This is a genomic window from Aliihoeflea sp. 40Bstr573, from assembly GCF_024105655.1.
Classification (GTDB): Bacteria; Pseudomonadota; Alphaproteobacteria; order Rhizobiales; family Rhizobiaceae; genus Aliihoeflea.
Genome location: NZ_JAAAMH010000003.1, coordinates 180505 through 205835, shown reverse-complemented (window position 1 = coordinate 205835; position 25331 = coordinate 180505). Strand labels below are relative to the sequence as shown.

The following is a 25331-nucleotide window of genomic DNA, read 5'->3' as shown; positions in this document are numbered from 1 at the left end:
AAAACCTATCTGAAATTCGGCTTCCGCTTCTCCAGAAACGCCATCAGCCCTTCCTTCGCATCCGCCCCCGTCTGCGACAGCGCTGCGCTCAGGCTTTCCGCATAGAGCCCGTCGCTTCGCGACATGTCGTTGATGCGCGCGATCGACTGGATGATGAGATAGTTGACCAGCGACGCATTGTCGGCGATGTCGCTGGCAAGCGCGAAGGCCTTTTCCAGCCCCTCGCCCTCGCCGACGAGATAGTGTGCGAGGCCCAGCCGCTCGCCCTCTTCAGCCGTGTAGAGACGGCCCGTCAGCATCATCTCGGTCATCCGGTCCGGACCGATGATGCGGCCCACGCGCACGGTCGCGCCGCCGCCCACGAAGATGCCGCGCTTGCCTTCGGGCAGCTGGAACTTCGCCGATGGCTCGGCGACCCGCACATGCGTGGCCGCCGCGATCTCCAGCCCGCCGCCCATCACGGCGCCGGTCAGCACGGAGACGACCGGCACGCCCGAAAGCTGGATCTTGTCCATGATCGCGTGCCAGCCGCGCGAGTGGCGCAGCACTTCAGCCGCCTCGCGCTCGGACTGTTCCGACAGATCGAGCCCGGCGGAAAAATGTCCGCCTTCACCCGACAGCACGATTGCACGAACACCCTGCGGGACGTCCGAGAAGAATGCGTCGAGCGCGGCCAGCGTCGCGTCGTTGATGGCGTTGCGCTTTGCCGGGCGGTTGAAGGTCAGATGAGCGATGCGTCCATCAATCTTCACATGCAGGACGTCGTCCGCCCCACCCTTCGACGTACCCGTCATCGCATTCATGTCGATTTCCCTCGCAGGCGGCCCGTCCGCCCCCTTTTTGCTTGATTTAATTGTTCTGTATCATAACAATCGAATTTCATTCAAGCTGGCAGGGAGGAAACCGGCCGCTTGGTTCGGCAGGCCAGTCTGGCCAATCTGTCTGGGAGGACATCATGAAGCTCGTGAAGACCGCAATTTTGGCGGCGCTCGTCGGCACATCGACCGGCGCCTATGCGCAGGAAGAGGTGAATCTCCGGCTCGCCCACTGGCTGCCGCCGACGCATCCGGTGCAGGAAATCGCGATGACGGAATGGATTCAGTCGATTTCGGAAGCCTCGGAAGGGCGCATCGGCATCACCATCTTCCCCTCGAGCCAGCTTGGCGCGCCGGCCGACCATTATGACATGACGCGCGATGGCATCGCCGACATCGGCTACGTCAATCCCGGCTATAATGCCGGCCGCTTCCCCATTTATGGCCTCGCCGAGGTGCCTTTCCACGTCGCCAACGCCAAGGGCGGCGCGGTGGCGCTTCACGAATGGTACGACCCGATCGCCGAAACGGAGATGTCCGAAGTCTATTTCTGCCTGATCAACCCGCATGATCCGGGCACGATCCATTCCAAGACCGAGATCAAGGTGCCCGAGGACGTTCGCGGCAAGAACATCCGCCCGGCGCACGCGACCATGGCGAAGCTCGTGGCGCGGCTCGGCGGCACGTCGATCCAAGTCTCCGCCCCCGAGGCCCGAGAGGCGATCGCGCGTGGCACTGCCGACGCGATGACCTTTCCCTGGAACTCCATCTACATATTCGGCATCGATTCGGAGACAAAGTACCATCTCGACATGCCGTTCTACATTTCCTCACAGATGCTCCTTTTCAACAAGTCGGTCTATGAGGGGATGTCGGAGGAGAACCGCAAGGTCATTGACGACCACTGCACGCCTGAATGGTCGGGCCGTTTCTCCGAGGGGTGGGCGGACAACGAGGCATCGGGCCGCGACAAGATGATCGCCGACGAGAGCCACACGCTCTACGAGCCGACGGCCGAGGAGGTCCAGCTCTGGCGTGACGCGGCCGCGCCGCTTCTCGACGACTGGCGCGCCGAGGTGACCGCCGTCGGCGGCAATCCGGACGAGCTGTACGAAAGCTACCGCGAGGCGCTGACCCGCCACGACGCGCTTTACGAGTGATGGACGACATGCGCCTTGCGCATCTGTGCGACCTGAGGGTCGAGCTCGCTCCCCCGATCGAGCTCGGCCTTTCCCCGCGCGGCCGCCGCCGCATGATCCCGATCGTCGGCGGCACCGTGACCGGGCAGCGTCTGGCCGGCCGCATCCTGAACCTCGGCGCGGACTGGCAGACGGTCTTCGCCGACGGCTCGGCCGAGCTCGACACGCGCTATGCGATGGAAACGCACGATGGTGCGGTCATAGACATCCGCAATTTCGGCTACCGTCACGGTCCGGCCGACGTGCTTGAAGCGCTGGCCAAGGGCGAGGATGTCGACCCGATGCGCTACTATATGCGCACGCAACCGCGATTCGAGACGGGCGATGCGCGCTACGCCTGGCTCAACCGGACGATTTTCGTCGGCTCGGGCGCGCGCGAGGCCGACTGCGTGAAGATTGCGTTCTACGAGGTCCTATGAGCGATGCAACGACGAGACCGCCGGAAGCCGCCAAACGAGGCCGTCCACGCCTTGATGAACTGACAGCGACGGACGTCGAGGGCATCCCGGCGCTCGAGACTATCATCGGATACAGGCTGCGCCGCGCTCAGCTTTATGTCTTCCAGGATTTCATCGAGAGCTTCACGCGCATGAAGCTGCGTCCGGCCGAGTTCTCCGTGCTCTCGGTCATGGCGCGACGGCCCGGTTTGAAGCAGACCGAGATTGCCGAGGAACTGGGAATCAAGCGCGCCAACTTCGTCGCGCTGATGGACAGCCTGGAAAGGCGCGGCCTGGCCGAACGGCGCAAGGCCGACACCGACAAGCGCTCGCACTCGCTACATTTGACGCCGGAAGGCGTGAGGTTCGTGCGCAAGATGATGGCGGTCTGGACCGCGCATGAGGAAAGGCTGGTCGAAAAGCTCGGCGGACCGAAAGAGCGCGACCGGCTGATCGAACTCCTCGACCGCGTCGTCGCGCGGGACTAATTCCCGGAAAGCCCAGCGACAACCTCGTCCGGCATGGCGACGGCCTTGATGCGCGCCGGATCATCGGGATCGCGTCCCGTCCAGACCCGCGTCTCATGCCCCTCGATGGCCACCTTTCCGTCTTTCAGCACCCGGTGCGCGACGTCGAAGCTCGAGCGGCGAATGTCCTTGATGGTGCTCTCGATGGCGATGACGTCGCCATAGCGCGACGGAATGGAGAACTTCGCGCCGGTGTCGACCATCGGAATGCCGACGATGCCGAACTTCTTCGTCCACGCGATCTTCTTCATGCCGAGCCCCTTTTCCAGGAGATAGGCGGTGGACGCGTCGAACATGGCGAAATAGCGCGGATAGAAAACGATCCCCGCGGCATCGCAATCGCCCCATTCGAGCTCGACTTCGCGCGTATTGGTCAGCATCCGTGTTCCCTTCACGCGCCGGAGGCCACGTTCTCGACCAGCACGGCAATCCCCTGCCCGCCGCCGATACACGCCGACGCGATGCCGTACCGCCCGCCCGAGCGCTGCAACTCGCGCGCCACCGTGGTCGTGATGCGCACGCCCGTCGCGCCCAGCGGATGCCCGATCGCGATCGCGCCGCCATTGACGTTGGTCTTGTCTTCGTCGAGCCCGAGTTCGCGAATGCAGGCCATGATCTGCGCGCCGAACGCCTCGTTGATCTCGATCCGGTCGATCTGGTCGAGGGTCAATCCGGCCTCTTCGAGAACGGCGCGGATTGCCGGCACCGGTCCGATGCCCATGATGTGCGGCGGCACGCCGACGCTTGCGCCGGCAACGATCCGCGCGATCGGCGTGATGCCGTTCTTTGCAGCCTGGGCCTTCGACCCGACCAGCGAAGCCGCCGCGCCGTCGACGACGGCCGACGAATTGCCGCCGGTCTGCACACCGCCGAAAGCCGGCCGGATCTTCGCCAATGCCTCATAGGGCGACGGACGGATGTGGCTATCCACTGTCACCGCCTCCACCTTGCGCGGCAGGCGAATGCTACGGTCGTTGAAGCCCTCGGCCGTGAACGTCTCGCTTTTCACGTCCACGATCTCGCCGGCCAGGAACCCACTCTCCTGCGCCTTCACCGCGCGCGCGAACGAGCGCTCGGCGAAGCGGTCCACCTCCTCGCGGGTGATCTGGTAATCGCGCGCAAGATTCTCCGCCGTGTCGCCCATGGTGCAGGAGCACGCCGGGTCCAGCAGCGCTTCCCAGAGGAAATCCTTGAAGGCCACCTGGCCCATTTTGAAGCCGTTGCGGTGCGTGTAGGCGGCAACGGGGTTGCGGCTCATGGATTCGGCGCCCGCGCACAACACCACGCCGGCCCGCTCCTGCTCCACCATGTCGGCCGCCTGCAGGATCACCTCGATGCCGGTGCCGCAGATGCGTTGGACGAGATGGGCCGGCCGGTCGACCGGCACACCTGCGTAAAGCCCGATATGGCGCGGCGTCATGTAGGCGTCGAACGAAGCCTGCGCCATCGAGCCGGCAATCGTCGTGTCGATCTCGTCCGGCGAAATGCCGGTCTTCTCGATCACACTGCGCGCCGCCTTGATGCCGAGGTCGATCGGCGAGACGTCCGCGAAGGCGCCCGTGTAATCGACGAACGGCGTGCGGATGCCGTCATAGAGCCAGGCATCCTCGAAGGAATAGCGAAGTCCGCGATGCTGCGTCATGAGGCTGCCTTTCGGTTGGCGGTAATAACGTGGGCCGGAGACGGCTCGGCATAAAGATCATCGACCAGTTCGGCCCGCGCGGCCATCACGGCGCGCTGGTTGATCGAGCCCTTGTCGGTCACTTCATGCTTGTCGATCGAGGGGAGCGTGTCGAGGATGATGGCGCGGGCAACGAGGTTCGAACTTCCTGTCGACTTCGCCGCCAGCGCGTCGAGGCGTTTCTGGATTTCGCCGCGCACCGCCCGATGGTGCGCGACGGTCTTCTCGTCCGCACCGCCAAGCGATGCGTCGAGCTTGCGGGCCGCGTCGAAATCGAGCAGCAGCAGCGCCCCGATATGGTTGGCGTTGAGCCCGGTCAGAACCACGTCGCGGACATAGGGCGCGCAAGCCGAGATCAATCCTCCGCGCACGCCGGCCATGTTGACCCACGTTCCGGTCGACAGCTTGAAATCCTCCGACACGCGCCCGTCGAAAAGGAACCCCTTGTTGACGTCGTCGGGGTCGACGAATTTCAGCGCGTCGCCGATCTTGTAGAACCCTTCCTCGTCGAAGCACTCGGCAGTCTTGTCCGGCTGGCGCCAATAGCCTGGCGTGATGCTGGGGCCTTTCAGCCGCAGCTCCAGCTTCTCGCCGTCCGGTATCAGCTTCAGTTCCAGCCCCGGCGCGGGCAGCCCCACCTCGCCCGGTCGCCCCACCGGCCATGTCGTGGTCGAGGCGAAGGGCGCGGTCTCCGTGGAGCCATAGCCGGTGACGATCATGATCTTGTGGCCCGTCGTCTCGATCGCGAGGCGTTCGAGCGCATCCCACACATGCTGGGCAAGCCCTGCGCCTGCATATTGCAGAAGCTCGACCCTGGAGAAGAAGGTTTCGCGCAGCCTGTCGTTCTTCGCGAGATGCTCGGCCAGCATCTCGAACCCCTTCGGCACGTTGAAATAGAGCGTCGGCGCGATCTCCTCGAGATTGCGCACGGTTTTCAAGATGCCCGCCGGCGTGGGATTGCCGTCGTCGATATAGAGCGTCCCGCCATTGTGGAGCGCGATGCCGAAATTGTGGTTGCCGCCGGCCGTGTGATTCCACGGTAGCCAGTCCACCATGACCGGTGGCTTGTCCTTCAGGAACGCAAGCGCGGTCGCGATCATCACCTGGTTGCAGGCCATCATGCGGTGCGTGTTGATCACCGCCTTCGGCATCCCCGTCGAGCCGGAGGTGAACAGGAACTTCGCCACCGTATCGCCCGTCAATTGCGCTTCCGCCGCCGCGACGGCGTCGCTCGGCGCGGTCGCCAGAAGGTCGTCGAATATCGTCGCTTCGCGCCCCACCGGTGCGTCGCGTGCGACGACGAGTTCCAGCTCCGGCGTCATCACCGCATCGAGCGCCTTGGCGAACGGTGCGCCATCGGCCGCGAACACCAGACCTGGCGTCAAGAGCGAGAAGATGTGCTTCAGCTTGGCATGGTCGCTGGAGACGAGCGAATAGGCCGGCGAGACTGGCGCATAGGCGATGCCCGCCATCATCGCGCCGAGCGCCATCAGCCCGTGCTCGATCGAATTGCCCGACAGGATCACGATCGGCCGCTCGGTCGAAAGATCGCGGTCGATCAACGCCTGCGCGATTGCGCGGGTCTTGCCGAGAACTTGCGAATAGGTCAGCCTGCGCCATTCCCCCTCCGGCCCGCGATCGGCAAGGAAGATGCGGTCGGGCGCGATTTCTGCCCAATGCCGCAGGCGGTCGATCAGCGAGCGCGGATAAGGATCGAGCGATGCCTTCGCGCGCACGCGGATCACATCGCTGTCGCGGCTCATCTCGGCCGCCAGTTCGCCCATATTGACCGGGCGCAGTCCCGGCATCGAAACGATCGGCATCGGTCTCCTCCCGATTATTGTTATGCGTGATAACAATATCCGCGCTGCATCGCAAGATGGGGGATGCTCACGCCGATTGTCGTTGACGTAAACGTCAATCGACTGCTACGCATTGGCTCGATCAGCCCATTCTTTCAGAGGAGTTTCGAAATGGACACCGAAGCGATTGTCGCCAAGATGCGCGACAAGGTTGCCACATCCGGCTTCGACCGTTCGGTCAAGTTCGACATGGGCGACGAGGTCATCGTGATCGACGGCCAGAACGTGTCGACCACCGACGCGCCGACCGACTGCACGATCAAGATCTCGAAGGAAAATTTCGAAGAGCTGATCGCCGGCGACCTCAACCCGACCGCCGCCTTCATGACCGGCAAGATCAAGGTCGAGGGCGATATGTCAGTAGCCATGCAGCTCAGCCAGCTGATCTGACGCGTTCCCCGCAGAATTTGGAAAAGGCGGCCTTCGGGCCGCCTTTTTAGTCTGTGGAGAGACGCCGCCCCGCCTTCGTATTTCAGCGTGCCTGAATATAGACTGCCCCCGGCATCGCTCCGATGTCGTCAACCGGATTACCCATCATGAAATCCAGAAGGATTGCCGCCGTTGCCGCGCTCTTGACCGGCGCGATGACGCTTCCCCTCCTCGCCGAGGATCTCGTCTTCATGCTCGACAACCAGTCGAGCTACGACATTCACGAGTTCTACGCCTCGCCGACCGCTGTCGGCGACTGGGAGGAGGACATTCTCGGCGCGGACATCCTGCCGGCCGGCGATGCCGTACGCATCACGATCGCCGATGGCCGCGACGTGTGCGGATACGATCTGCGCGTCGTCTTCGAGGACGGCGACGTACTGGACGACGAGAGCGACCTTTGCGAGACGGGGAGCTACACCGTCACCGACTGATCTGACCTGAAAATCAAAAGGGCCCGCCGTGCTGCCACGGCGTGCCCTTGTTCATCTGGAGCGATCCTTCAGGCGACGGCGCGCAAGCGTTCGCGAACCAGCTTGCGGCCCGCGGCGACAAGCGTGCCCGATGCGCCATCGAGCGCACCATCCGTCAACTCCAGCGCCAGAAACCGGCTGCGCTCATAGGGACCGGGCATGGCCAACTCGCCGGTTCTCTCGGCCGAAAAGCCGAACCGCGCATAATAGGGCGCGTCGCCGACGAGCAGGATCGCGCCATGGCCAAACCGCTTCGCCTCGTCGATCGCATGGCGCATCAGCGCCGACCCGATCCCGCCCGACTTGACCTGCAGGTCGACCGCGAGCGGCCCGAGCAAGAGCGCCCTGTGCGGACGCGTTGCCGCGAGGCGGCCGCCGCCCTCTCCCCACATGGCGGAGGGAGTCGCAAGCGTCCCATCTACGACTTCACCGGAACTGCTGCCGACAGGAGGAGCGCAGCGTGGATGCCCTCCCTCCCCCTTGTGGGGCGGGATATAAAGTGGGGGTTCTGCGCCCGTTCCATCGAACGCAACGTCCCAAAGCCGAACCGTCCCGACGACATCGCCTGCCGCATCGCGCGCGACGAAGGCCAGGCCCTCGGCCGGCAACCGCCCCCGGCGCAGCTTTTCCGACGATTTCTTCTTCCACCGCGGCCCCATGGCCCGGTCGAGCAGCGCATCGCGCGCGCAAATGTCGGCAGCCGTCTCCACGGCAATCGTGAACTGCGCTACCGGCGCGACATTGTCCTGCTGAAATTCCATCTCCACGATCCTTCACGAGCGGAGGTCTGTTCCACAAGCGAGCCTGCCGCCGAGGTCTTCGGCGGCAGGGCGATCTGAAAGGCTCGCGCCCCTCAGATCACGTAGGATCGGAGCGGCTCGAAGCCGTTGAAGGCGACCGAGGCATAGGTCGTGGTGTAGGCGCCGGCACCCTCGATCAGCACTTCGTCGCCGATGGTCAGCGTCAGCGGCAGCGGGTACGGCGTCTTCTCGTACATCACATCTGCCGAGTCGCAGGTCGGGCCGGCAAGCACGCAGGGCGCCTTCTCGTCGCCGTCCCGCTCGGTGACGATCGGGTAGCGGATCGCCTCGTCCATCGTTTCGGCGAGGCCACCGAACTTGCCGATGTCGAGGAAGACCCAGCGCACATTGTCGTTGTCGGCCTTCTTGGAGATCAGCACGACTTCCGATTTGATGGTGCCGGCATTGCCGACCATGCCGCGGCCCGGCTCGATGATTGTCTCGGGCAGGCGGTTGCCGAAATGCTTGGACAGCGACTGGAAGATCGCCTGGCCATAGGCCTGCGCGGTCGGCACGTCCTTGAGGTAACGGGTCGGGAAACCGCCGCCCATGTTGACCATCTTCAAGAGGATACCTTCATCGGCAAGGCGCGAGAACACGGCCTTTGCGTCGGAAAGCGCCTTGTCCCAGGCACCGAGGTCGGTCTGCTGCGAGCCGACATGGAAGGAGACGCCATAGGCGGCAAGGCCGAGCCGGTTGGCATGGCGCAGCACGTCGACGGCCATCGCCGGCACGCAGCCGAACTTGCGCGACAGCGGCCACTCGGCGCCTTCGCCATCGGTCAGGACGCGGCAGAACACGCGGGCGCCGGGAGCAGCACGGGCAACCTTCTCCACTTCCTCGACGCTGTCGACGGCATAGAGGTCGATACCGAGTTCGAAGGCGCGCGCGATGTCGCGCTCCTTCTTGATCGTGTTGCCGAAGGAAATCCGGTCAGGCGTCGCGCCGGCGTCGAGCGCCATCTCGATCTCGGCGACCGAGGCGGTGTCGAAGGACGAGCCGAGGCCGGCCAGCATGCGCAGGATCTCCGGCGCCGGATTGGCCTTGACGGCGTAGTAGATCTTCGAGTCCGGCAGCGCCTTTTCGAAGGCATGGAAATTATCGGCGACGACGTCGAGGTCGACGACGAGGCAAGGGCCCGAGGGACGGCGGGTGGCGAAGAAATCGAGGACGCGCTGCGTGGCCATGCTTGTCTCCAATCGCGGCGAAAGCCGCTTCTTAAAGCTCCCGTCTTCGGCGCGCGGCCATGGACGGGCGGTGGACAAAGGGCGTATGCGACAGCCGACACGGAACCAGCCGGTGGAGACACCGGAACCGTGTGACGCGCTTACGCGGCGGTGAGCGAACGCCGTCTGCGGCGAATGCTCGCTTTGTCTGCCTCAGCTTTGGAGAATGCCTCCGCACTGCCGGCAATGAGGGTGTGCCTCTTTGAGTACCCCGGTCTTTGGACAACCGGGAAAACACCAGAAAGGCCCGCACCGTCGTTGCTTCAAGATGTCCTCGGACTGGCGGTTGGCCGTCAGACCGACTGGAGGGGTTAGTTCCAGGTACCTTACCGGTTCCCTCACCATTCGAGGGTCGGCGGACACCCACAGGCACGTGCGACTTTGGGCAAGGCGTACATAGGCAAGATCATCGATTCGTTCAACGAAAAACTGCACGCGCCTTGAAAAACCGGTCCCGCTGAACGACCTTGCGATCAATGTCAAACGAGACTGAACGATGACCTCGACACGCGATGACCTGAATGCCTTCCTCGACTATCCGCCAATCGACGTTCCCCATGCCGCAACGGGCCCGCTCGCCGGCCTGACGCTCGGCGTCAAGGACATCTACGACGTCGCCGGCCACCCTACAGGCGGCGGCAATCCCGAATTTCCCGGCGCCTTGAAGATGGCGACGGCCACCGCGCCCTCGGTGCAAAAGCTGCTCGATGCCGGCGCGCGCTACGTCGGCAAGACGCAGACCGAGGAGCTGACCTTCTCGCTGATGGGCCAGAACGTCCACTTTCCCCACCCGGTCAACCCGAAGGCGCGCGACCGTGTCACCGGCGGCTCGTCCTCGGGTTCGGCCGCCGCTGTCGCCGGCGGCCTTTGCGACATCGCGACCGCGTCGGACACCGGCGGCTCCGTTCGTGGCCCGGCGAGCTTTTGCGGGCTGATCGGGCTGCGCGCGACCCATGGCCGGCTGTCGCTCGAAAAGGCCATGCCGCTCGCCCCCAGCCTCGATGTCTTCGGCTGGTATGCCAAGGACGCCACGACCTATGAAAAGGTTGCGGATGTCATGCTCGGCGAAGCCTCCGTCACGCTGCCTGCCATGCGCCCACTGCGCCTCGCCTCCTTCGATGCGCTCGTGCTCGGCCCCGACGAGGCAGCCGAATACGCCCGCATGGTCGCCGTCGTCGAATCCGTGCTCGGCGCCGCAAAAGAGGCCCCTGCCCTCTCCTTTTCGGTCGACGAACTCTATTCGATGTTCCGCCGCATCCAGGCCTACGAGGCCTGGGCCGTCCATGGCGACTTCGTGTCGAAGACGCGGAACATGGACCCTGCCGTGCGCGCCCGGTTCGAGTTCGGCAAGACGCTCGGCTGCGAGGTGGCCACGCAGGAGACGAAGAAGCGAAGCGAGTTCCGCGCCGAACTCGAAGCGCTTCTCGGGGAGAACGGTCTCCTGATCCTTCCGACCATGCCCGGCGCGGCACCCAAGAGCGCGTCCACCGGCGACCAGCTTCTCGACTATCGCGAGCGCGCATTGCGGCTTTTGTGCCTTTCCGGCCTTTCCGGGCTGCCGCAGATCACGATTCCGCTCGGCACGGTCCACGGCGCGCCCTTCGGCATATCGCTCATCGGCCCGCGCAATTTCGACCGCGCGCTCGTCGCGCTCGCCACTCGCATCATGGACGCCGCTTGATGGATACCCTGACCCGCATGCGTGCCTTCATCGACGTGGTGGAGGCCGAGGGCTTTTCCGCCGCCGCGCGCAAGATCGGCCGCTCCAAGGCGCTGCTGTCCAAGTATGTCCGCGAGTTGGAGGACGAACTCGGCGCGCTGCTCCTCAACCGCACGACGCGGCAGTTCTCGCTGACCGAAACCGGCCACGCCTACTACAAGCGCGCCTCCGAACTCGTGCGCGAGATCGACAGCCTCGCCGAGACGGTGCGCGAATCGTCCGGCGACGTGAAGGGTCGCATCAAACTCACCGCGCCGCGCACCTTCGGCGACGCGGCGATCGGCCGCTCGCTCGTCGACTTCGCCAAGGCTCATCCCGACATCACGCTCGAGATTCATCTCGACGACCGCTTCGTCGATCTCGTCGAGGAAGGCTTCGATCTGGCAATCCGCATCACGCGCCTTGCCGATTCCTCGATGATCGCCCGGCGGCTCTCACCTTTCCAGATTCGGATCTGCGGCTCGCCCGAACTCCTCGCCCGCGTTGGCACTCCGACGCAGCCGGCCGAACTCGCCAAGCTGCCCTGCATCATCGACACCAATGGCCGCTGGCTCTCCAACTGGCCTTTCCGCCGCGACAATGGCGAGATGACAAGCGTTGCCGTTTCCGGCCCGATTGAGGTCAACAGCCCGCTGACGACGCGCGCGGCCGCCTGTGCGGGGCTCGGATTTGCGCCCTTGCCGGATTTCATCGCGGCGCCCGCACTGGAAAGCGGCGAACTCGTTTCGGTGCTCGACGACTACGTACCGCGCGACGGCGGCATCTATGCCGTCTATCCGCACCGCCGCTATCTGCCGGCCAAGATCCGGCTGTTCGTCGACTTCCTGGCTCAATGGTTCAAGGAAAACGAGCGCGGCTAATCGTCCCCTTCGGGCTCCCCATTCTTGCCGCGATTCTGCTAGACTGTTCCCACGCAAATCACCGAGGGGCATGATGGCGATCCGCTTTCGAACTGTTCTGCTTGCGACCGGCGCGCTTGCAGCCGGCGCCGCTCCGGCTGCCGCACATCCGCACGTCTTTGCCGAAGCGCGCCTTGAGATCGCCACCGAGGGCGAGAACGTACAGGCGCTGCGCCATGTCTGGCGCTTTGACGACCTGTTCTCCTCGACCGTCATCTTCGAATTCGACCGCAACAAGGACCTGAAGCTCGACGCCGAAGAGCTCGAAATGGTCGGCTCGGTCATCCTGGAATCGCTTGCCGAGTTCGACTACTTCCAGTTCGTCACCGCCGATGGCAAGGACATCGAGATGTCCCCGCCCGAACGGATCGTCGCCTCGCTGGAGGACCAGCAGCTCCTCATCCTCTTCGAGTCGACGCCGGTGGAGGAACTGCCGCTTGCCGGCAATCTCCGTTTCGGCGTCTACGACCCGACCTTCTACACCGCGATCGATTTCTACGATGACAGCAATCTCGTCGTCGCCTCGATGCCCGACGCGTGTGCCAAGGAGGTCGTGCGCCCCGACCCTGACGAGGCGCTTGCCCAGAACCAGCAAACGCTGACTGAGGCCTTCTTCAACGAGCCCGGCGGTGTCGACTATTCCAAACTCTTCGCCACGCGTCTCGAAATCACCTGCGGAGCGTCCGGATGATGCAGCTTTCCAAGCGCACCGTGCGCGTTTTCTTCGCAGGGGTCGCGGTCGTCTATGTCGCCACCCATTTCCTCGGCCATGCCCACGCGCAAAGCTCGCTCGGCATCGGCGCGGCGGAAGTCGCTGCGCCCTCGACGGGCGTGTTGGCCGGCACGCTCAACTGGATCAACGCCCAGCAGCAGGATTTCTACCGCTCGCTGACCGGCGCCCTTCGTTCCATGCGGGACGGAGGCTCGGGCGTCTGGCTGCTCGTCGGCCTGTCCTTCGCCTACGGCATCTTCCACGCCGCCGGCCCCGGCCACGGCAAGGCGGTCATCTCGTCCTACATGCTGGCGAACGAGGTGGCGCTGAGGCGCGGTGTGATGCTGTCCTTCGTCTCGGCCATGCTGCAGGCGCTCACCGCGATCGTCGTCATGGGCGCGGTCTATTTGATGCTGCGCGGCACCGCCGTCTCCATGACCGACGCCACGCGCTTTCTCGAGATCGCTAGCTTCGCGCTGATCGCCGCCTTCGGTGCATGGCTCCTGTGGAAGAAGGCCGGGCCGTCGCTTGCCGGCCTCGTCTGGGGCCGCCCCGTCCGCGCCCTCTCTGCGGCCGTGCACGACCATGCGCATGAACATCACCACGACCACGGCGAAGCCTGCACGCATGACCACCATCACGATCATGCGCACGTTCATGGGCATGACGGCGTCTGCGCGACCTGCGGCCATTCCCATGCGCCCGACCCGGCGCTTCTGACGGGCGACCGCTTCGGCTGGAAGACGGCCTGGGCGGCCATCGTCGCGGTCGGCCTGCGCCCTTGCACCGGCGCGCTGGTCGTCCTGTCCTTCGCGTTTTTGAACGGTCTGTGGCTCGGCGGCTTCCTGTCGGTCTTCGCGATGGCGATCGGCACGGCCATCACCGTTTCGCTGCTCGCCACCATGGCCGTCACCGCCAAGAACTGGGCCGTCGCCTTCGCCGGCGACGGGCGCACCGGCAACCGCATTCACATGACGATCGAAATCGCCGGCGCCGCCTTCGTGTTCCTGCTTGGCGTGACGCTCCTGACGGCAAGCCTCAGCGTCTGAACCGTCCGCGCACCCAGAAGATCATGAAGAACGCGACCAGGAAAAGCCCGGCCACCGCGCCCGCGAGCCAGGGCGAAATCTCGATCGCCGCCAGCATGATCGCCGGCATGAAATAGGCGATGAGGCCGATGCCGGCCAGGATGACCGCCGCCGCAATCGCCGAATTTTTCGTATCCCGATCCATCATTCGCTCTTTGCTGCCGCGAACTCTTCCAGCTTCCGCTTCTGCTGGCCATCGCGGTCGAAATTGTCCTCGTCGAGCCAAGCTTCGAAGGCCGCGCGCCGCGCCGGCCAGTCGCCGTCCAGCATCGCATACCAGGCCGTATCGCGGCTCTCGCCCTTGATCACCATGTGCTGGCGAAAGACGCCTTCATAGTCGAAGCCGAAGCGGCGCGCTGCGCGGCGCGATGCCACGTTGCGGTCGTTGCACTTCCACTCAAAGCGGCGATAGCCGAGTTCGTCGAAGAGATGGCGCGCGAGAAGATAGATCGTCTCGGTCGCCATCCGGCTCTTCGCCATTTGCGGACCCCAGTAGATGTGACCGACTTCGGCCACTCCGTTCGCCCGGTCGATCCGCATCAAGGCCATGCGCCCCTTGGCCCGCCCGTCCGCCTTGTCGACGCAGGCGAAGAACATCGGGTCGGGCGATGCCTGGAACCGGTCGAGCCAGGGCTGCAGCGCGGAGCGGTCGGACGGCGGGACATCGGAGAGATAGCGCATGCGCTCGCCTGCATCGGGCACGCTCGATGCCTCGAAGAGCTGGTCGCCATGATCGTCCGCATTGAGCGGTTCGAGCCGCACATAGCGCCCGTCATGGGCCTGCCGCGGCGGCATCGGCCGCGCCGTCCAGCCGCTCAACTCCCGCGCCATTCGCCTCTCCCGTTTGACATTGCCGTCCAGCGCTCCCACAAACGAGCCCGATCTGCAAGACGGGAGGCTTGGCGAACATATGCTCCAGACGATTTCCGCATTCGACCGCATAGGCGAGGAAAACGCCTTCGCCGTTCTGGCCCGCGCGACGGAACTTTCCCAGTCCGGCAAGGACGTCGTCAATCTGGGCATCGGCCAGCCCGATTTCCGCACGCCCGAGCACATCGTCGAGGCGGCGGTGAAGGCCCTGCGCGACGGCCATCACGGCTATACGCCCGCGACCGGCCTTCTCGCCACGCGCGAAGCGGTCGCCCGCCGCACGCTCACGACAACCGGCGTCGAGATCTCGCCCGAAAGCTTGATGATCATGCCCGGCGGCAAGCCGACGATGTACGCAGCGATCCTGATGTTCGGCGAGCCGGGAACCGAGATCCTCTACCCCGATCCGGGCTTTCCCATCTACAAGTCGATGATCGACTACACCGGCGCAAAGTCGGTGCCGGTGCCGATCCGCGAGGAAAACGGCTTCGCCTTCTCCGCCGAGGAGACGCTGGCGCTGATCACGCCCCAGACCCGGCTCCTGATCCTCAACTCGCCCGCCAACCCCACCGGCGGCGTCACGCCGCGCGCGCAGATCGAAAAGCTCGTCGCCGGCCTTGCCGCCCACCCGCATGTCGCGATCCTCTCCGACGAAATCTACGACGTCATGACCTATGACGGCGAGACTGCGACGTCGCTCCTGCAATTCCCCGAAATCCGCGACCGGCTGATCGTTCTCAACGGCTGGTCGAAGACCTGGGCAATGACCGGCTGGCGCATGGGCTGGTCGATCTGGCCGGATTCGCTTTACGGGAAGGTGCGCAAGCTCGCCGTCAATTGCTGGTCCTGCGTCAACGCTCCATCGCAATATGCGGGCATCGCCGCCATCGACGGCCCGCAGGACGAGGTGGAGACGATGATGCGCGCCTTCGACCGCCGCCGCAAATTGGTGGTGGAAGGCCTGAACGAGATCGACGGCATCTCCTGCATCACGCCCAAGGGTGCATTCTACGCGTTCCCGAATATCGCGCAGACCGGCTGGCAGGCGAAGAAGCTTGCCTCCGCGCTGCTCGAGGAAGCCGGCGTCGCCCTCATCGGCGGGCCCGATTTCGGCACGCTCGGCGAAGGCTACATCCGCCTTTCCTACGCCAACTCGGAGGAAAACATCCTGCGGGCTCTCGAGCGGATTTCCACGTTTCTCAAAGGCCGTAATACCAACTGATCGCAAAACAGGTCGCGATGCCGACGAGGACGTTCATCGGCAGGCCGATCTTGACGAAATCCGAGAAACGGTAGTTGCCGGCGCCGTAGACCAGCGTGTTGGTCTGGTAGCCGATCGGCGTCGCAAAGCTGGCGCTCGCGCCGAACATCACCGCGACGACCAGAGCGCGCGGCTCGACGCCGAGCTGTTGACCCAGCCCGATCACGATCGGCGTCACCAGCACGGCAACGGCGTTGTTCGTCACGCATTCCGTCAGCGTCGAGGCGAGTGCGTAGACCATCAAGAGCAGCACGAAGGGCGAGACGGTCGACATCAGCGGCGTCAGCCCCTCCACGATCATGGTGACGGCGCCTGTGTTCTGCAGCCCCTGCCCGACGATCAGCATCGAGAAGATCAGGATCAGGATCGCGCCGTCGATCGAACCCCAAGCCTCGTCCGCATCGATGCAGCGCAGGACCAGGATGGCGGCGACCGCGATCATTGCCAGCAGGCCGATATCCATGACGTTGAACGCGGCGAGCACGACGACGAGACCCAGCGCCAGCAGCGCCAGCGGCGCCTTGGTTCGCCGGAACGCGCGCGCGGTCGAGCGCGTCACCGAAACGAGATCGTGCTGGTCGGAGAGTTCGTCGAGCCCCTCCGACGTGCCTTCAAGCAGCAGCCGGTCGGCCGGACGCAGCATGACGCTGCCAAGGTCGGGCCCGGGCACGTGCCGATGGCGGTGGACACCCAGGATGCGCACGCCGAAGCGCCGTCCGAGCGACAGGCCGGAAAGGCGCGTGCCCTGGCTGTAGCGGCCCGGCGCGACGACGGCCTCGACCGCGATCTGCTCGCCCTCGCGCACCACCCCGCGACGCTGCCCGACGCGCAGCCCTTCCTTTTCGCTGAGGGTCAGAAGTTCCGACGACTTGGCGACGATGATCAGCGCGTCGTTCTTCTTCAGGACAATGTCGCCGACATCCTTGCGCACGGTGCGGCCTTCCGAGCGCACGCCGGTAATGCGCAGTCCCGGCTGCTTGAAGTCGGCGATGTCCTTGATCGGCTTTTCGGTATAGGCGCCATCGGCGAGAACCGTGACCTCGGAGAGAAATTCCGCTTCCTCTTCCTGGACCGCCTCGCCGCCCTCCTCGCGCCGGTCAGGCAACAGGAATCTGCCGAGCACCAGCATCGTCAAGACGCCCGTCAGCGCGGTCACGATTCCGATCGGTGTAATCTCGAAGATGGAAAAGGGCTCCAGCCCCTGCTCGCGCGCCACGCCGTCGACGAGCAAATTGGTCGACGTGCCGATCAGCGTCAGCGTGCCGCCGAGGATCGCCGCATAGGAAATCGGGATGAGAAGCCGCGTCGAGGCGATGTCGAGCGCTCCTGCCAGCCGGATCACGATGGGGATCAGTACCAGCACGACCGGCGTGTTGTTCATGAAGGCGGAAGCCGCCAGCGTCGCAATCAGGAAAAGGGCGAGGGCCAGCATGGGATGCTTCTTGGCCCGCTCCAGAACCAGCCCGGCGACGGTTTCCAGAACGCCTGTCCTGACCAGCGCGCCGGTCAGGACGAACATTGCGCCGATCGTCAGCGGCGCGGAGTTGGAAAACACGCCCATCGCCTGGTCTGCGGGCACGAAGCCGAGCACAATGAACACCGCCGCGCCCGCCGCCGCCGTGACGTCGGCAGGGTATTTTTCCCAGACAAACATCGCAAACAGCAAGCCGACCAGCACAAGCGACACGGTCGCTTCGTAACCGCCGAAAATTCCCGCCATCATTTCCTCATGACCCCGATTTCGCCACCCAACGCGCAAATGGCGCAGCCGGGTCCGCCAGGCCAAAAATTATCCGCGGCCGACGAACGGCATCTTCGTCGCCATCACGTTCATGAAAAGGACGTTGGCGTCGAGCGGCAGGCTCGCCATGTGAAGAACCGCGTCGGCCACATGGCGCACGTCCATCACCGCTTCCGGCGCGATCTCGCCATTGGCCTGCGGCACGCCTTGCGCCATCGGAGCGGCCATTTCGGTGAAGGCATTGCCGATGTCGATCTGCCCGCAGGCAATGTCGAAGGCGCGCCCGTCGAGCGCCAGCGTCTTGGTCAGGCCGGTGATCGCGTGCTTGGTGGCGGTGTAGGGCACCGAACCCGGCCGCGGCGCGTAAGCGGAGATCGACCCGTTGTTGATGATCCGCCCACCCATCGGGCGTTGCCGGCGCATCAGGCCGAAAGCCGAGCGCGCGCACAGGAACGAGCCGGTCAGGTTGACGTCGACGACGTCATGCCACACGTCGACCGGTATCTCGTCGATCAGCGTCGATTTGTAACCCATGCCGGCATTGTTGAAGAGAAGGTCGATGCGACCGAATTCCTCCTCCACCCGCTCGAAGAGCTTTTCCACCTGTTCGGCGCGCGCGACGTCGCAGGCGATGGCAAGGCCCCGCGCCGGCGCCTGCCCGATTTCGGCCATCGCCGCGTCGAGCTTTTCCTGCCGGCGTCCGGTGAAGATCGTGTGCCACCCGGCCCGCACGAGCGCGGTCGCGACCGCCTGCCCGATACCGGAGCCCGCGCCGGTGACGAGCGCGAATTTGTCCTGCATGTCGAGTTCCCTTCCGTTGAGAGACGGATTGCAGAAGCATGGAGGCAGTGCAAGGGGAGGACACAAAGGAAGGCGGCCATTTGCGGCCGCCTGAGTTTGGAATCGGTGCTTGGGAGGAGGAGGAACGTCCGATTCGTTCGTTAAGAATGCGATACGAAGCTTAACCGAAGGTTAACTGCGCGATGCCCCTCATCCCAGAAAGCCAAGGAAGGGCCGCCCAGCCAACGCCTGCACGAAGGTGAACGCCACCAGCGCGACGAGAAGGATCGTGGCCACGCGGATCGGCCTGACCTCGTCCCGCCCGAAGACCACCAGCGACCCAAGGCCGGCCACGGGCAGGAAGTGCATCGCATGGGTCGAGAAGAAATGCGCCACGCGCGGGTCGCCCCCGTCCCGCGCCCAGCCGAAGATGGCGAGCCCGGCGGCATCGGACCGCACGCCGCCGACCCAGTGGCCGCCGAATGCGCTCATCGTTCCAGCGGTGATCACCGTCAGCGGCAGGACGAGCGCCAGTCCCGCGACGATGCTTTCCTTGACGACCGGCGCCAGTTCCGTCTGGCGGTTGCGGCCGATCTGCCAGGCATAGACGGCGCTTGCGGAGGTCAGGACGACCGCGAAACCGCCCATCGCCATGTAGATGACCTCGCCGACAGGCGTCTCGTTGAAATGCGCAGGCACGCCATTCGCCGCTGCTGCCATCAGCCAGATCGTCTCGAGCCCGATCGCGCCGATCACCGCGCCGATATAGATCCGATACCAGCCCTTTTGCTGCGTGCCTTCCGGCAGCCAGCGGGCGAAGAAGGCGAGCGTCAGAACATAGACACCAAGCGCCACCTGGAACTTCACCGGCTTCGACCAGACCGTGACGTCGTTGGTCATCCGTCCGTCGACGAGGCCGGCGAAAAGCGTCGGGGGCAAAAGCGCAAGCAGCAGCAATCCGAGCGCGGCGAGTGCGCGTTCCGAGCCAAGAAGCGAATTGAGCGTCAGCGGCGGCGAATCGCGACCGTCGAGTGCGAGCGTCGTCATGGTCGCCGTCCCTCGATGGCGGGCGCGGCACGAACCTGAATCCGTATGGCGCGGATGGCAACGAAAGCGAGATAACCGACAGGGCCGAACAGGAATGTCAGCGGCAGGCAGGGCAGCACGAGCCAGAACGGCACGCCGTCGACACGCCCGCGCCGCACGATCCACGCGCCGACGAAGAGATCAAAGGCAAGGTAGTGCAGCCAGCCGGCCAGAAGGATCTCGCGCGTCTGAAAGAGTTGCGCAACTTCGTCGAGCGACCCGAACCCGCCCTGCGCCCGCGTCCAGAAAGCAAGGATCAGCCCTGCATAGGCGACCGAGATCAGCGCCGGCATCGTATAGGCGGCGACAAGATCGCTGATGCGCGGGATCAATGGACTGATCAGCAGCGTCGCCCAGCCGGCGACCGCGATCAGCGTGGCATACTGGAAAATCAGGTCGGCACTCATGGCATCCTCCTCGATCCCGCGCCCATCGACAGACTTGACAGCGTCAAGATTAAGACTGCCAGATATCTTGACATTGTCAACATCGAAGATTGTGGCCATGTAAGGGAAGATCGGAGACTGACTTGAAACCGCCGCAGACCCGCAAGACCTACCACCATGGCGACCTGCGCCAGACGCTCATTGCCGCCGCAGAGGCCGAACTGGCGGAAAAAGGTCTCGAAGCCTTTTCGCTGCGTGGTTGTGCCAAGCGTGCAGGCGTCTCCCACGCCGCGCCCGCCCATCATTTTAAGGATGCAGATGCGCTCCTCTCGGCGCTGGCCGCCGAAGGCTTTGACCGCCTTCGCGCCTCGATGACGACGGCGATGGCCGGGGCGGAAGGCGGGCTGGAGGAAAAATACGTTGCCTCAGGCGTCGGCTATGTCGACTTTGCCTGCGCCAACCCTGCGCTTTTTCACCTGATGTTCGGCTCGCGCCGCCCCGACCACGAGCGTCCGCCTCTGTCAGACGCCGGCAGCGAAGCCTTCGCCGTGCTGACCGGCAACATCCTCGCCATGACCGGCAGGGACTACGCAACCGACCCCGCCGCCGGCGAAGACGTCATCGCCGCCTGGGCGATGGTCCACGGTCTTTCCGAACTTCTCATCGGCGGCAAACTGCACCTGCCCGCAGATATGCCCCGCCAAGCGCTCGAAGCCCTGATCTCGGCCGTCATCCGCCGCTCCGCGCCCAGGCGCTAGCATCCTGGCCGCCCCGCCCGCTCGCGCACGAACCGGCTGATATCCGCCAGCGTCGGCGCCTAGCCGCGCAGCGGCGAAGCGATGGCGCCGACGATGTTGATGTGCCCGACGGCATCGTAGATGCGAAGTTCCGCCCGGTTACCCGCCGCCTGAAGCGCCTGCGCCAGGTCTCGGCTATCCTGCGCCGCGACCGTCCCATCCGACGAGCCATGGAGCAACAAGCTCGCCGGCGCGCGCCCGCCCGCAAAATTGATCGGCTGGCTCTGGTCCCGCGTCGCTTCGGGAAAGATGCGCCGGTAGCGCTCGCTGGTCAGCGGCAGGAAGTCGTAGGGACCGGCAATGCCGACGAAGCCGGAAATCGTGCCGCAGGCCGTGCCGCCGAGATAGCGCTCGTCGAGCGCCAGCAGAGCACCGATCTGCGCGCCCGCCGAGTGTCCGACGAGCACGACCGGCCGTCCACCCGCCACCTCGCGCCGGATCGCGGCCACCGCCCTCGCCGCATCCTCGACGAATTGCGGGAAACGCACCTGCGGATAGACGCGATAGTCAGGAATGGCCGCGACGAAGCCCTGTTCGGCAAGCGCATTGCCGACGAACCGATACATCGCCCGGTCCCCGCTCGACCAGCTTCCGCCATAGAGGAAGACGACCACCGGCGCATCGTCCGCGGCGCGTACCGGTCGATAGACGTCGTACCGCTGACGTGGCTCCGAGCCGTAGGCACGGCCCGTCTCGACCGCCACCGCATCCGTGTCGGACATGGAATTGACGAGCCCCACCACCCCGCCGCAACCCGGCAGAACGATGAGGACGACGAAAAGCAGGACATTGAGGAAGCGCATGGGCACCGCGGCTGGAAGATGATTTTCCAGCAACGGCCGATGCGCGGCGAAAGTTTCGCTAGACCTTCACGCTCGCGACATTCGCCTCGATATGATCCACAAGCGCGTCCGGCAGGTTCAGCCGTCCGGCAAGCTGGTCGAGAAAGCCGCGTTCGGCGCGCGTCTCGGGGTCGATCGTCAGCCGGGCGGCGGTGTAGATCTCGACGCGCTGCTCCTCGCTTTGCGCCTCGCGCACGATGTCGTCGAGATTGACGGGCTTGTCGAGCTCCGCCAGCAGGAACTGCTCGGCTTCGTCGTCGATGCCCGCACCGCCGATGCGGCCGCCGATCTTTGCGCGCTCCGCCTCGTCGATATGACCGTCGGCACGTGCCGCCGCGATCATCGCGCGTACGATGGTCAGCGCGAAGGCGTCCTCGCCCTGCGGCGCGCGAGTGGGGTTGAACGGGGTGTCGGAAGGCGGCGGCAGGAGTTCGGGCTCGCGCGCGGCGGGCGTCGCCTGCGGCTGCTGCCCTTTCTGGTAGTCCGAATAGGCCTTGTAGGCCAGGCCGGCGATCGCGGCCATGCCGCCGATCTTGAGCGCCGAGCCGCCGAGCTTGCGCCCCTTGCCGGAAAGAAGAAGCCCCGCCAGCGCTGCCGTGGCCATGGGGTTGTCCTTGGCGAGTTGCCCGATCTTGCCGAGCCCGCCGCCGCTGGCAAGGCCGCCCAGCCCACCTGCCTGACCGCCGCCGGCCAGTCCCCCGAGGCCGCCGAGACCGCCCTTGGAGAGGGAACCTGACGAGCCCAGCAGGCCGTCGATGAGCTTCTTCGGGTCGAACATCGGCTTCTCCTCATCTATTCGTGCCATTGCGGCAGTCGAGATTAGCTAGGGGCCGACCCGTCTAATTGCAATGCGGCCGCGCAAAAGCGCTCAACCGCCGATATGCCTTGCACCTTTCGTTTTCGCCCGCGCCACCTGGCGATGGCGCTCGGCATAGCGCTCGCGGTCGGCTTGCGAGCGCTCCTCGTGGCAGGCCGCACAGGAGATGCCTTCCGAAAAGAGCGGCGAGCGCCGGTCCTGCGGCGTCAAGGGCCGCCGGCAGGCGCGGCAAAGCTCGGCCTCTCCTTCGCGCAATCCATGCCCGACGGCCACGCGTTCGTCGAAGACGAAGCACTCCCCCTGCCACCGGCTCGCAGCTTCCGCCACCTCCTCCAGATAGCGCAGGATGCCGCCCTTGAGATGATAGACCTCGTCCAGCCCGATCGACTTTGCATAGGCCGTCGCCTTTTCGCAGCGAATGCCGCCGGTGCAGAACATCGCCAGCTTCTTGCCCTCCAGCGCGGCCCGATTGGCCTCCAGCCAGTGCGGAAACTCGCGAAAGCTGGCCGTCTTCGGATCGAGCGACCTGTCGAACGTGCCGAGCCCGACCTCATAGTCGTTGCGCGTGTCGATCACGACCGTATCGGGGTCGGCGATCAGCGCGTTCCAGTCGGCCGGCTCGACATAGGTGCCGGCGTCGCGCTCGGGATCGACGCCGGCAACACCCATGGTCACGATCTCGGCCTTGAGCCGAACCTTCATCCGGTGGAACGGCATTTCGCGCGCGCCTGAATATTTGACGTCGAGCCCGCTCAGCGCCGGCATTGCATCCAGATGAGCGACGAGCGCATCGATCGCGTCAGGCGCGCCCGCTACCGTCCCGTTGACCCCCTCATGGGCCAGGAGCAGCGTGCCCTTGACGCCGTGCCGCGTGCAGAAGTCGAGCAACGGCATGCGCATCTCGCGCCAGTCGGGAAGACGGGCGAAGCGGTAGAGCGCGGCGACCTTGATCGGCATGTCGGAAACGGTATGCATGGCGCGCAGATAAGCCGTCCGGCAAGAACGCGCAACGGACTTATCCCCCTCCTTGCAAACGAGAGGAAAATATACCTCGACCATCGAAGAGGATATTGCCATGCTCGATCCCGAAATCCGCGCCGCCCTCATTGCCGTGTCCCGCGCCTTCGGCCTGGACGCCGACGCCCTCGCCGCCGTTGCTTCGGTCGAGAGCGACCTTGTCGCCCATGCGATGATCGACGGCCGCCGCGAACCGCTGATCCGTCTCGAGGGTCACTATTTCGATCGCCGTCTCTCCGGCGCCGCGCAGGCCAAAGCCCGCGCCGCCGGCCTCGCCTCCCCCATTGCGGGCGCGATCCGCAACCCCGCGTCGCAGGTGGCCCGCTGGGCAATGCTTGCCCGCGCCCGCGCCATCGATGCCCGTGCGGCCGATGAATCCACCTCATGGGGAATGGGTCAGGTCATGGGCGCACACTGGGCGTGGCTCGGCTTCGGCTCGGTCGAAGCGCTCGTCACGGAAGCCCGCTCGGGCACGGAGGGCCAGTTGCGGCTCATGGCGCGCTACATTGAGAAAGCCGGCCTCGCCGACGCCCTGTCTCGTCGCGACTGGGCCGCCTTCGCGCGTGGCTACAATGGCCCCGGCTTCGCGCGCAACGCCTACGACGTGAAGGTCGCATCCGCGCATGCCCGCCTCGCCCGGCTCGACTGGTCAGCCGGCAGCGCCGTGCTTCGAAGAGGCGATACGGGCGAACAGGTCCGTTCTCTCCAGCGCCGTCTCGTCGCCCACGGCGCAAACATTGCCTTCGACGGCATGTTCGGCCCCGCCACCGAAAGCGCGCTTCTCGCCTTTCAGTCCCGCCGCGGGCTCTCGGCCACCGGCATGTCCGATGCCGCCACCCTTGCCGCGCTGGCGGCGTCCCCCACGCTGCTGGGCCGCATGTTTGAAATGTTCAGCTCCCTTTTTACCCGAGGGTGACTCGCAGGCCGCGACCGTGCTAAATCGGTTGAAAAAAGGAGATTGCGTCATGGCCATATCACAGGCCGAGCGGCTTTCAGCCCTTGTCGGCACCCAGCCCGTCATCCCGGTCATCCGCATCGACGCGTTGGCGCATGCGGTCCCGATGGCAAGGGCGCTGGTTGCGGGCGGTCTGCCGGCCATCGAGGTCACCTTGCGCACCCCGGTTGCGCTCGACGCGATCCGGCTGATCATCGACGAGGTTCCCGATGCCGTCGTCGGCGCCGGCACGATCCTCGACGCCCGGCAGTTCGTCGCGGCCGAAAAGGCCGGCGCGAAGTTCATCGTCAGCCCCGGAACGACGCAGGAACTCATGGACGCCGCCCGCAGCGCCGCAACCCCGCTCCTGCCCGGCGCGACCACGCCGAGCGAAATCATGGCGATGCGCGAGGAAGGCTATGGTTTCCTGAAATTCTTTCCCGCCGAGCAATCCGGCGGCGCCGCTTTCCTCAAGGCCATCTCGGCGCCCATGCCGGACATGGTCTTCTGTCCCACGGGCGGCGTCTCGCCGTCGAACGTCAAAGACTATCTCGTCCTCCCCAACGTCGCCTGCGTGGGCGGCTCCTGGGTCGTGCCGGACGCCGCCGTCAAGGCTGGCGACTGGGCCGAGGTGGAACGGCTGTCACGAGAGGCGGCAGCGCTGCGGCCGTAGTCCAGGCGGCTCCGCGTCGAACTTCTGCCCGACGATCGGGTGTCGGTTTCCTTTGAAGATGACGCCCATCCTGGATCCTCCGCCTTTGTGGGGAGGGAGACAGGTGCAGCCCACCATAAGAAGAACATCCCCCTCTTCCGTGTAAGAAGGGCGTCCTCAGCCTCCAGCTCACCTTCAGCCAAGTATCAACCCCGACGGGCGCACGCACCGTTGACGCCCTCCCTCCCTCTTGTGGGGAGGGATAAAGGGTGGGGGTCCC

Annotated in this window: 28 protein-coding genes; 13 read left to right on the top strand and 15 right to left on the bottom strand. The window is 65.2% G+C overall.

From position 1 onward, the window contains the following. Positions 1–5 precede the first annotated feature (5 nt). A complete protein-coding gene (locus tag GTK01_RS06125; protein WP_371924280.1) occupies positions 6–803 on the bottom strand; it encodes a crotonase/enoyl-CoA hydratase family protein in 798 nt (265 codons plus the stop codon). A gap of 152 nt (positions 804–955) precedes the next feature. Here GTK01_RS06125 and GTK01_RS06120 point away from each other — a divergent pair, with 152 nt between their 5' ends. From GTK01_RS06120 to GTK01_RS06110, 3 genes are read left to right on the top strand one after another with little or no spacing between them, the layout of a single operon-like run. After that, on the top strand, positions 956–1975 hold the full coding sequence (locus tag GTK01_RS06120) for a TRAP transporter substrate-binding protein (RefSeq protein ID WP_252924974.1): 1020 nt from the start codon (positions 956–958) through the stop codon (positions 1973–1975). Between the two features lie 8 nt (positions 1976–1983). Beyond that, entirely contained in the window at positions 1984–2433 is a 450-nt protein-coding gene (locus GTK01_RS06115) for a DUF3237 domain-containing protein (protein WP_252924973.1), read from the top strand. Further along, on the top strand, positions 2430–2939 hold the full coding sequence (locus GTK01_RS06110) for a MarR family winged helix-turn-helix transcriptional regulator (protein WP_252924972.1): 510 nt from the start codon (positions 2430–2432) through the stop codon (positions 2937–2939). Before GTK01_RS06115 ends, GTK01_RS06110 begins: the two co-directional genes overlap by 4 nt. On the opposite strand, the gene GTK01_RS06105 is transcribed toward GTK01_RS06110, so the two are convergent. The 3 genes from GTK01_RS06105 to GTK01_RS06095 are packed head-to-tail and all read right to left on the bottom strand — an operon-like array spanning position 2936 to position 6482. Further along, positions 2936–3358 carry a thioesterase family protein gene (locus GTK01_RS06105; protein WP_252924971.1) on the bottom strand — a complete coding sequence of 141 codons (423 nt, stop codon included), beginning with the start codon at positions 3356–3358 and terminating at the stop codon, positions 2936–2938. The two genes, GTK01_RS06110 and GTK01_RS06105, sit on opposite strands and share 4 nt — an antisense overlap. A gap of 11 nt (positions 3359–3369) precedes the next feature. Beyond that, the gene (locus GTK01_RS06100) at positions 3370–4620 is read right to left on the bottom strand and encodes a thiolase family protein (RefSeq protein WP_252924970.1); all 1251 of its coding nucleotides are present in this window, start codon (positions 4618–4620) and stop codon (positions 3370–3372) included. Then, the gene (locus GTK01_RS06095; protein WP_252924969.1) at positions 4617–6482 is read right to left on the bottom strand and encodes a feruloyl-CoA synthase; all 1866 of its coding nucleotides are present in this window, start codon (positions 6480–6482) and stop codon (positions 4617–4619) included. The genes GTK01_RS06100 and GTK01_RS06095 overlap by 4 nt, the downstream gene beginning before the upstream one ends. A 150-nt stretch (positions 6483–6632) precedes the next feature. On the opposite strand from GTK01_RS06095, the gene GTK01_RS06090 reads away from it, so the two are divergent. Together GTK01_RS06090 and GTK01_RS06085 are read left to right on the top strand one after the other, a co-directional pair. Next, positions 6633–6911, top strand: a complete 279-nt coding sequence (locus GTK01_RS06090; RefSeq protein ID WP_252924968.1) for an SCP2 sterol-binding domain-containing protein — start codon at positions 6633–6635, stop codon at positions 6909–6911. 146 nt (positions 6912–7057) lie between these two features. Then, a complete protein-coding gene (locus tag GTK01_RS06085) occupies positions 7058–7384 on the top strand; it encodes a hypothetical protein (RefSeq protein WP_252924967.1) in 327 nt (108 codons plus the stop codon). 68 nt (positions 7385–7452) lie between these two features. Here the strand turns inward: GTK01_RS06085 and GTK01_RS06080 are convergent, their stop codons facing one another. Further along, positions 7453–8184 (bottom strand): GNAT family N-acetyltransferase, encoded by a 732-nt coding sequence (locus GTK01_RS06080; protein WP_252924966.1) that lies wholly within the window; start codon positions 8182–8184, stop codon positions 7453–7455. Positions 8185–8276: 92 nt separating this feature from the next. After that, positions 8277–9410 carry an ornithine/lysine decarboxylase gene (gene odc2 / locus GTK01_RS06075; RefSeq protein ID WP_252924965.1) on the bottom strand — a complete coding sequence of 378 codons (1134 nt, stop codon included), beginning with the start codon at positions 9408–9410 and terminating at the stop codon, positions 8277–8279. Positions 9411–9945: 535 nt separating this feature from the next. On the opposite strand from odc2, the gene GTK01_RS06070 reads away from it, so the two are divergent. The 4 genes from GTK01_RS06070 to GTK01_RS06055 all read left to right on the top strand — a co-directional run bounded on the left by GTK01_RS06070 (position 9946) and on the right by GTK01_RS06055 (position 13829). Continuing rightward, positions 9946–11130 carry an amidase gene (locus tag GTK01_RS06070; RefSeq protein WP_252924964.1) on the top strand — a complete coding sequence of 395 codons (1185 nt, stop codon included), beginning with the start codon at positions 9946–9948 and terminating at the stop codon, positions 11128–11130. After that, positions 11130–12029 carry a LysR family transcriptional regulator gene (locus GTK01_RS06065; protein WP_252924963.1) on the top strand — a complete coding sequence of 300 codons (900 nt, stop codon included), beginning with the start codon at positions 11130–11132 and terminating at the stop codon, positions 12027–12029. The genes GTK01_RS06070 and GTK01_RS06065 overlap by 1 nt, the downstream gene beginning before the upstream one ends. Before the next feature lie 73 nt (positions 12030–12102). Beyond that, a complete protein-coding gene (locus tag GTK01_RS06060) occupies positions 12103–12759 on the top strand; it encodes a DUF1007 family protein (protein ID WP_252924962.1) in 657 nt (218 codons plus the stop codon). After that, positions 12756–13829, top strand: a complete 1074-nt coding sequence (locus tag GTK01_RS06055) for a nickel/cobalt transporter (protein ID WP_252924961.1) — start codon at positions 12756–12758, stop codon at positions 13827–13829. The genes GTK01_RS06060 and GTK01_RS06055 overlap by 4 nt, the downstream gene beginning before the upstream one ends. On the opposite strand, the gene GTK01_RS06050 is transcribed toward GTK01_RS06055, so the two are convergent. Further along, on the bottom strand, positions 13819–14013 hold the full coding sequence (locus GTK01_RS06050) for a hypothetical protein (RefSeq protein WP_252924960.1): 195 nt from the start codon (positions 14011–14013) through the stop codon (positions 13819–13821). The genes GTK01_RS06055 and GTK01_RS06050 overlap by 11 nt on opposite strands. Continuing rightward, the gene (locus GTK01_RS06045; RefSeq protein ID WP_252924959.1) at positions 14013–14699 is read right to left on the bottom strand and encodes a GNAT family N-acetyltransferase; all 687 of its coding nucleotides are present in this window, start codon (positions 14697–14699) and stop codon (positions 14013–14015) included. The genes GTK01_RS06050 and GTK01_RS06045 overlap by 1 nt, the downstream gene beginning before the upstream one ends. A gap of 79 nt (positions 14700–14778) precedes the next feature. On the opposite strand from GTK01_RS06045, the gene GTK01_RS06040 reads away from it, so the two are divergent. Beyond that, complete coding sequence (locus GTK01_RS06040) at positions 14779–15960, top strand: pyridoxal phosphate-dependent aminotransferase (RefSeq protein WP_252924958.1); 1182 nt, start codon at positions 14779–14781, stop codon at positions 15958–15960. Here the strand turns inward: GTK01_RS06040 and GTK01_RS06035 are convergent. From GTK01_RS06035 to GTK01_RS06020, 4 genes are all read right to left on the bottom strand, one after another. Then, a complete protein-coding gene (locus tag GTK01_RS06035) occupies positions 15938–17719 on the bottom strand; it encodes an SLC13 family permease (RefSeq protein WP_252924957.1) in 1782 nt (593 codons plus the stop codon). The two genes, GTK01_RS06040 and GTK01_RS06035, sit on opposite strands and share 23 nt — an antisense overlap. Before the next feature lie 69 nt (positions 17720–17788). After that, complete coding sequence (locus tag GTK01_RS06030) at positions 17789–18541, bottom strand: SDR family oxidoreductase (protein ID WP_252924956.1); 753 nt, start codon at positions 18539–18541, stop codon at positions 17789–17791. Positions 18542–18730: 189 nt separating this feature from the next. Next, a complete protein-coding gene (locus tag GTK01_RS06025) occupies positions 18731–19567 on the bottom strand; it encodes a hypothetical protein (protein ID WP_252924955.1) in 837 nt (278 codons plus the stop codon). Further along, the gene (locus GTK01_RS06020; protein WP_252924954.1) at positions 19564–20013 is read right to left on the bottom strand and encodes an ABA4-like family protein; all 450 of its coding nucleotides are present in this window, start codon (positions 20011–20013) and stop codon (positions 19564–19566) included. Before GTK01_RS06020 ends, GTK01_RS06025 begins: the two co-directional genes overlap by 4 nt. 122 nt (positions 20014–20135) lie before the next feature. Here GTK01_RS06020 and GTK01_RS06015 point away from each other — a divergent pair, with 122 nt between their 5' ends. Further along, a complete protein-coding gene (locus GTK01_RS06015; RefSeq protein ID WP_252924953.1) occupies positions 20136–20750 on the top strand; it encodes a TetR/AcrR family transcriptional regulator in 615 nt (204 codons plus the stop codon). A gap of 59 nt (positions 20751–20809) precedes the next feature. Here the strand turns inward: GTK01_RS06015 and GTK01_RS06010 are convergent, their stop codons facing one another. The 3 genes from GTK01_RS06010 to GTK01_RS06000 all read right to left on the bottom strand — a co-directional run bounded on the left by GTK01_RS06010 (position 20810) and on the right by GTK01_RS06000 (position 23423). After that, the gene (locus tag GTK01_RS06010; RefSeq protein ID WP_252924952.1) at positions 20810–21592 is read right to left on the bottom strand and encodes an alpha/beta hydrolase; all 783 of its coding nucleotides are present in this window, start codon (positions 21590–21592) and stop codon (positions 20810–20812) included. Positions 21593–21650: 58 nt separating this feature from the next. Then, positions 21651–22409 (bottom strand): tellurite resistance TerB family protein, encoded by a 759-nt coding sequence (locus tag GTK01_RS06005; protein ID WP_252924951.1) that lies wholly within the window; start codon positions 22407–22409, stop codon positions 21651–21653. 90 nt (positions 22410–22499) lie between these two features. Beyond that, positions 22500–23423, bottom strand: coding sequence for a rhodanese-related sulfurtransferase (locus tag GTK01_RS06000; RefSeq protein WP_252924950.1), 924 nt, complete (start codon positions 23421–23423; stop codon positions 22500–22502). Positions 23424–23523: 100 nt separating this feature from the next. Here GTK01_RS06000 and GTK01_RS05995 point away from each other — a divergent pair, with 100 nt between their 5' ends. Then, positions 23524–24381 (top strand): N-acetylmuramidase domain-containing protein, encoded by an 858-nt coding sequence (locus GTK01_RS05995; RefSeq protein WP_252924949.1) that lies wholly within the window; start codon positions 23524–23526, stop codon positions 24379–24381. A gap of 49 nt (positions 24382–24430) precedes the next feature. Next, on the top strand, positions 24431–25072 hold the full coding sequence (locus GTK01_RS05990) for a 2-dehydro-3-deoxy-phosphogluconate aldolase (protein WP_252924948.1): 642 nt from the start codon (positions 24431–24433) through the stop codon (positions 25070–25072). Positions 25073–25331 lie beyond the last annotated feature (259 nt).

Bases quoted from the DNA above. Each gene is read 5' to 3' on its own strand.
- GTK01_RS06125 (WP_371924280.1), bottom strand. From the start codon at position 803: ATGAATGCGATGACGGGTACGTCGAAGGGTGGGGCGGACGACGTCCTG.
- GTK01_RS06120 (WP_252924974.1), top strand. From the start codon at position 956: ATGAAGCTCGTGAAGACCGCAATTTTGGCGGCGCTCGTCGGCACATCG.
- GTK01_RS06115 (WP_252924973.1), top strand. From the start codon at position 1,984: ATGCGCCTTGCGCATCTGTGCGACCTGAGGGTCGAGCTCGCTCCCCCG.
- GTK01_RS06110 (WP_252924972.1), top strand. From the start codon at position 2,430: ATGAGCGATGCAACGACGAGACCGCCGGAAGCCGCCAAACGAGGCCGT.
- GTK01_RS06105 (WP_252924971.1), bottom strand. From the start codon at position 3,358: ATGCTGACCAATACGCGCGAAGTCGAGCTCGAATGGGGCGATTGCGAT.
- GTK01_RS06100 (WP_252924970.1), bottom strand. From the start codon at position 4,620: ATGACGCAGCATCGCGGACTTCGCTATTCCTTCGAGGATGCCTGGCTC.
- GTK01_RS06095 (WP_252924969.1), bottom strand. From the start codon at position 6,482: ATGCCGATCGTTTCGATGCCGGGACTGCGCCCGGTCAATATGGGCGAA.
- GTK01_RS06090 (WP_252924968.1), top strand. From the start codon at position 6,633: ATGGACACCGAAGCGATTGTCGCCAAGATGCGCGACAAGGTTGCCACA.
- GTK01_RS06085 (WP_252924967.1), top strand. From the start codon at position 7,058: ATGAAATCCAGAAGGATTGCCGCCGTTGCCGCGCTCTTGACCGGCGCG.
- GTK01_RS06080 (WP_252924966.1), bottom strand. From the start codon at position 8,184: ATGGAATTTCAGCAGGACAATGTCGCGCCGGTAGCGCAGTTCACGATT.
- odc2 (WP_252924965.1), bottom strand. From the start codon at position 9,410: ATGGCCACGCAGCGCGTCCTCGATTTCTTCGCCACCCGCCGTCCCTCG.
- GTK01_RS06070 (WP_252924964.1), top strand. From the start codon at position 9,946: ATGACCTCGACACGCGATGACCTGAATGCCTTCCTCGACTATCCGCCA.
- GTK01_RS06065 (WP_252924963.1), top strand. From the start codon at position 11,130: ATGGATACCCTGACCCGCATGCGTGCCTTCATCGACGTGGTGGAGGCC.
- GTK01_RS06060 (WP_252924962.1), top strand. From the start codon at position 12,103: ATGGCGATCCGCTTTCGAACTGTTCTGCTTGCGACCGGCGCGCTTGCA.
- GTK01_RS06055 (WP_252924961.1), top strand. From the start codon at position 12,756: ATGATGCAGCTTTCCAAGCGCACCGTGCGCGTTTTCTTCGCAGGGGTC.
- GTK01_RS06050 (WP_252924960.1), bottom strand. From the start codon at position 14,013: ATGGATCGGGATACGAAAAATTCGGCGATTGCGGCGGCGGTCATCCTG.
- GTK01_RS06045 (WP_252924959.1), bottom strand. From the start codon at position 14,699: ATGGCGCGGGAGTTGAGCGGCTGGACGGCGCGGCCGATGCCGCCGCGG.
- GTK01_RS06040 (WP_252924958.1), top strand. From the start codon at position 14,779: ATGCTCCAGACGATTTCCGCATTCGACCGCATAGGCGAGGAAAACGCC.
- GTK01_RS06035 (WP_252924957.1), bottom strand. From the start codon at position 17,719: ATGGCGGGAATTTTCGGCGGTTACGAAGCGACCGTGTCGCTTGTGCTG.
- GTK01_RS06030 (WP_252924956.1), bottom strand. From the start codon at position 18,541: ATGCAGGACAAATTCGCGCTCGTCACCGGCGCGGGCTCCGGTATCGGG.
- GTK01_RS06025 (WP_252924955.1), bottom strand. From the start codon at position 19,567: ATGACGACGCTCGCACTCGACGGTCGCGATTCGCCGCCGCTGACGCTC.
- GTK01_RS06020 (WP_252924954.1), bottom strand. From the start codon at position 20,013: ATGAGTGCCGACCTGATTTTCCAGTATGCCACGCTGATCGCGGTCGCC.
- GTK01_RS06010 (WP_252924952.1), bottom strand. From the start codon at position 21,592: ATGCGCTTCCTCAATGTCCTGCTTTTCGTCGTCCTCATCGTTCTGCCG.
- GTK01_RS06005 (WP_252924951.1), bottom strand. From the start codon at position 22,409: ATGTTCGACCCGAAGAAGCTCATCGACGGCCTGCTGGGCTCGTCAGGT.
- GTK01_RS06000 (WP_252924950.1), bottom strand. From the start codon at position 23,423: ATGCATACCGTTTCCGACATGCCGATCAAGGTCGCCGCGCTCTACCGC.
- GTK01_RS05995 (WP_252924949.1), top strand. From the start codon at position 23,524: ATGCTCGATCCCGAAATCCGCGCCGCCCTCATTGCCGTGTCCCGCGCC.
- GTK01_RS05990 (WP_252924948.1), top strand. From the start codon at position 24,431: ATGGCCATATCACAGGCCGAGCGGCTTTCAGCCCTTGTCGGCACCCAG.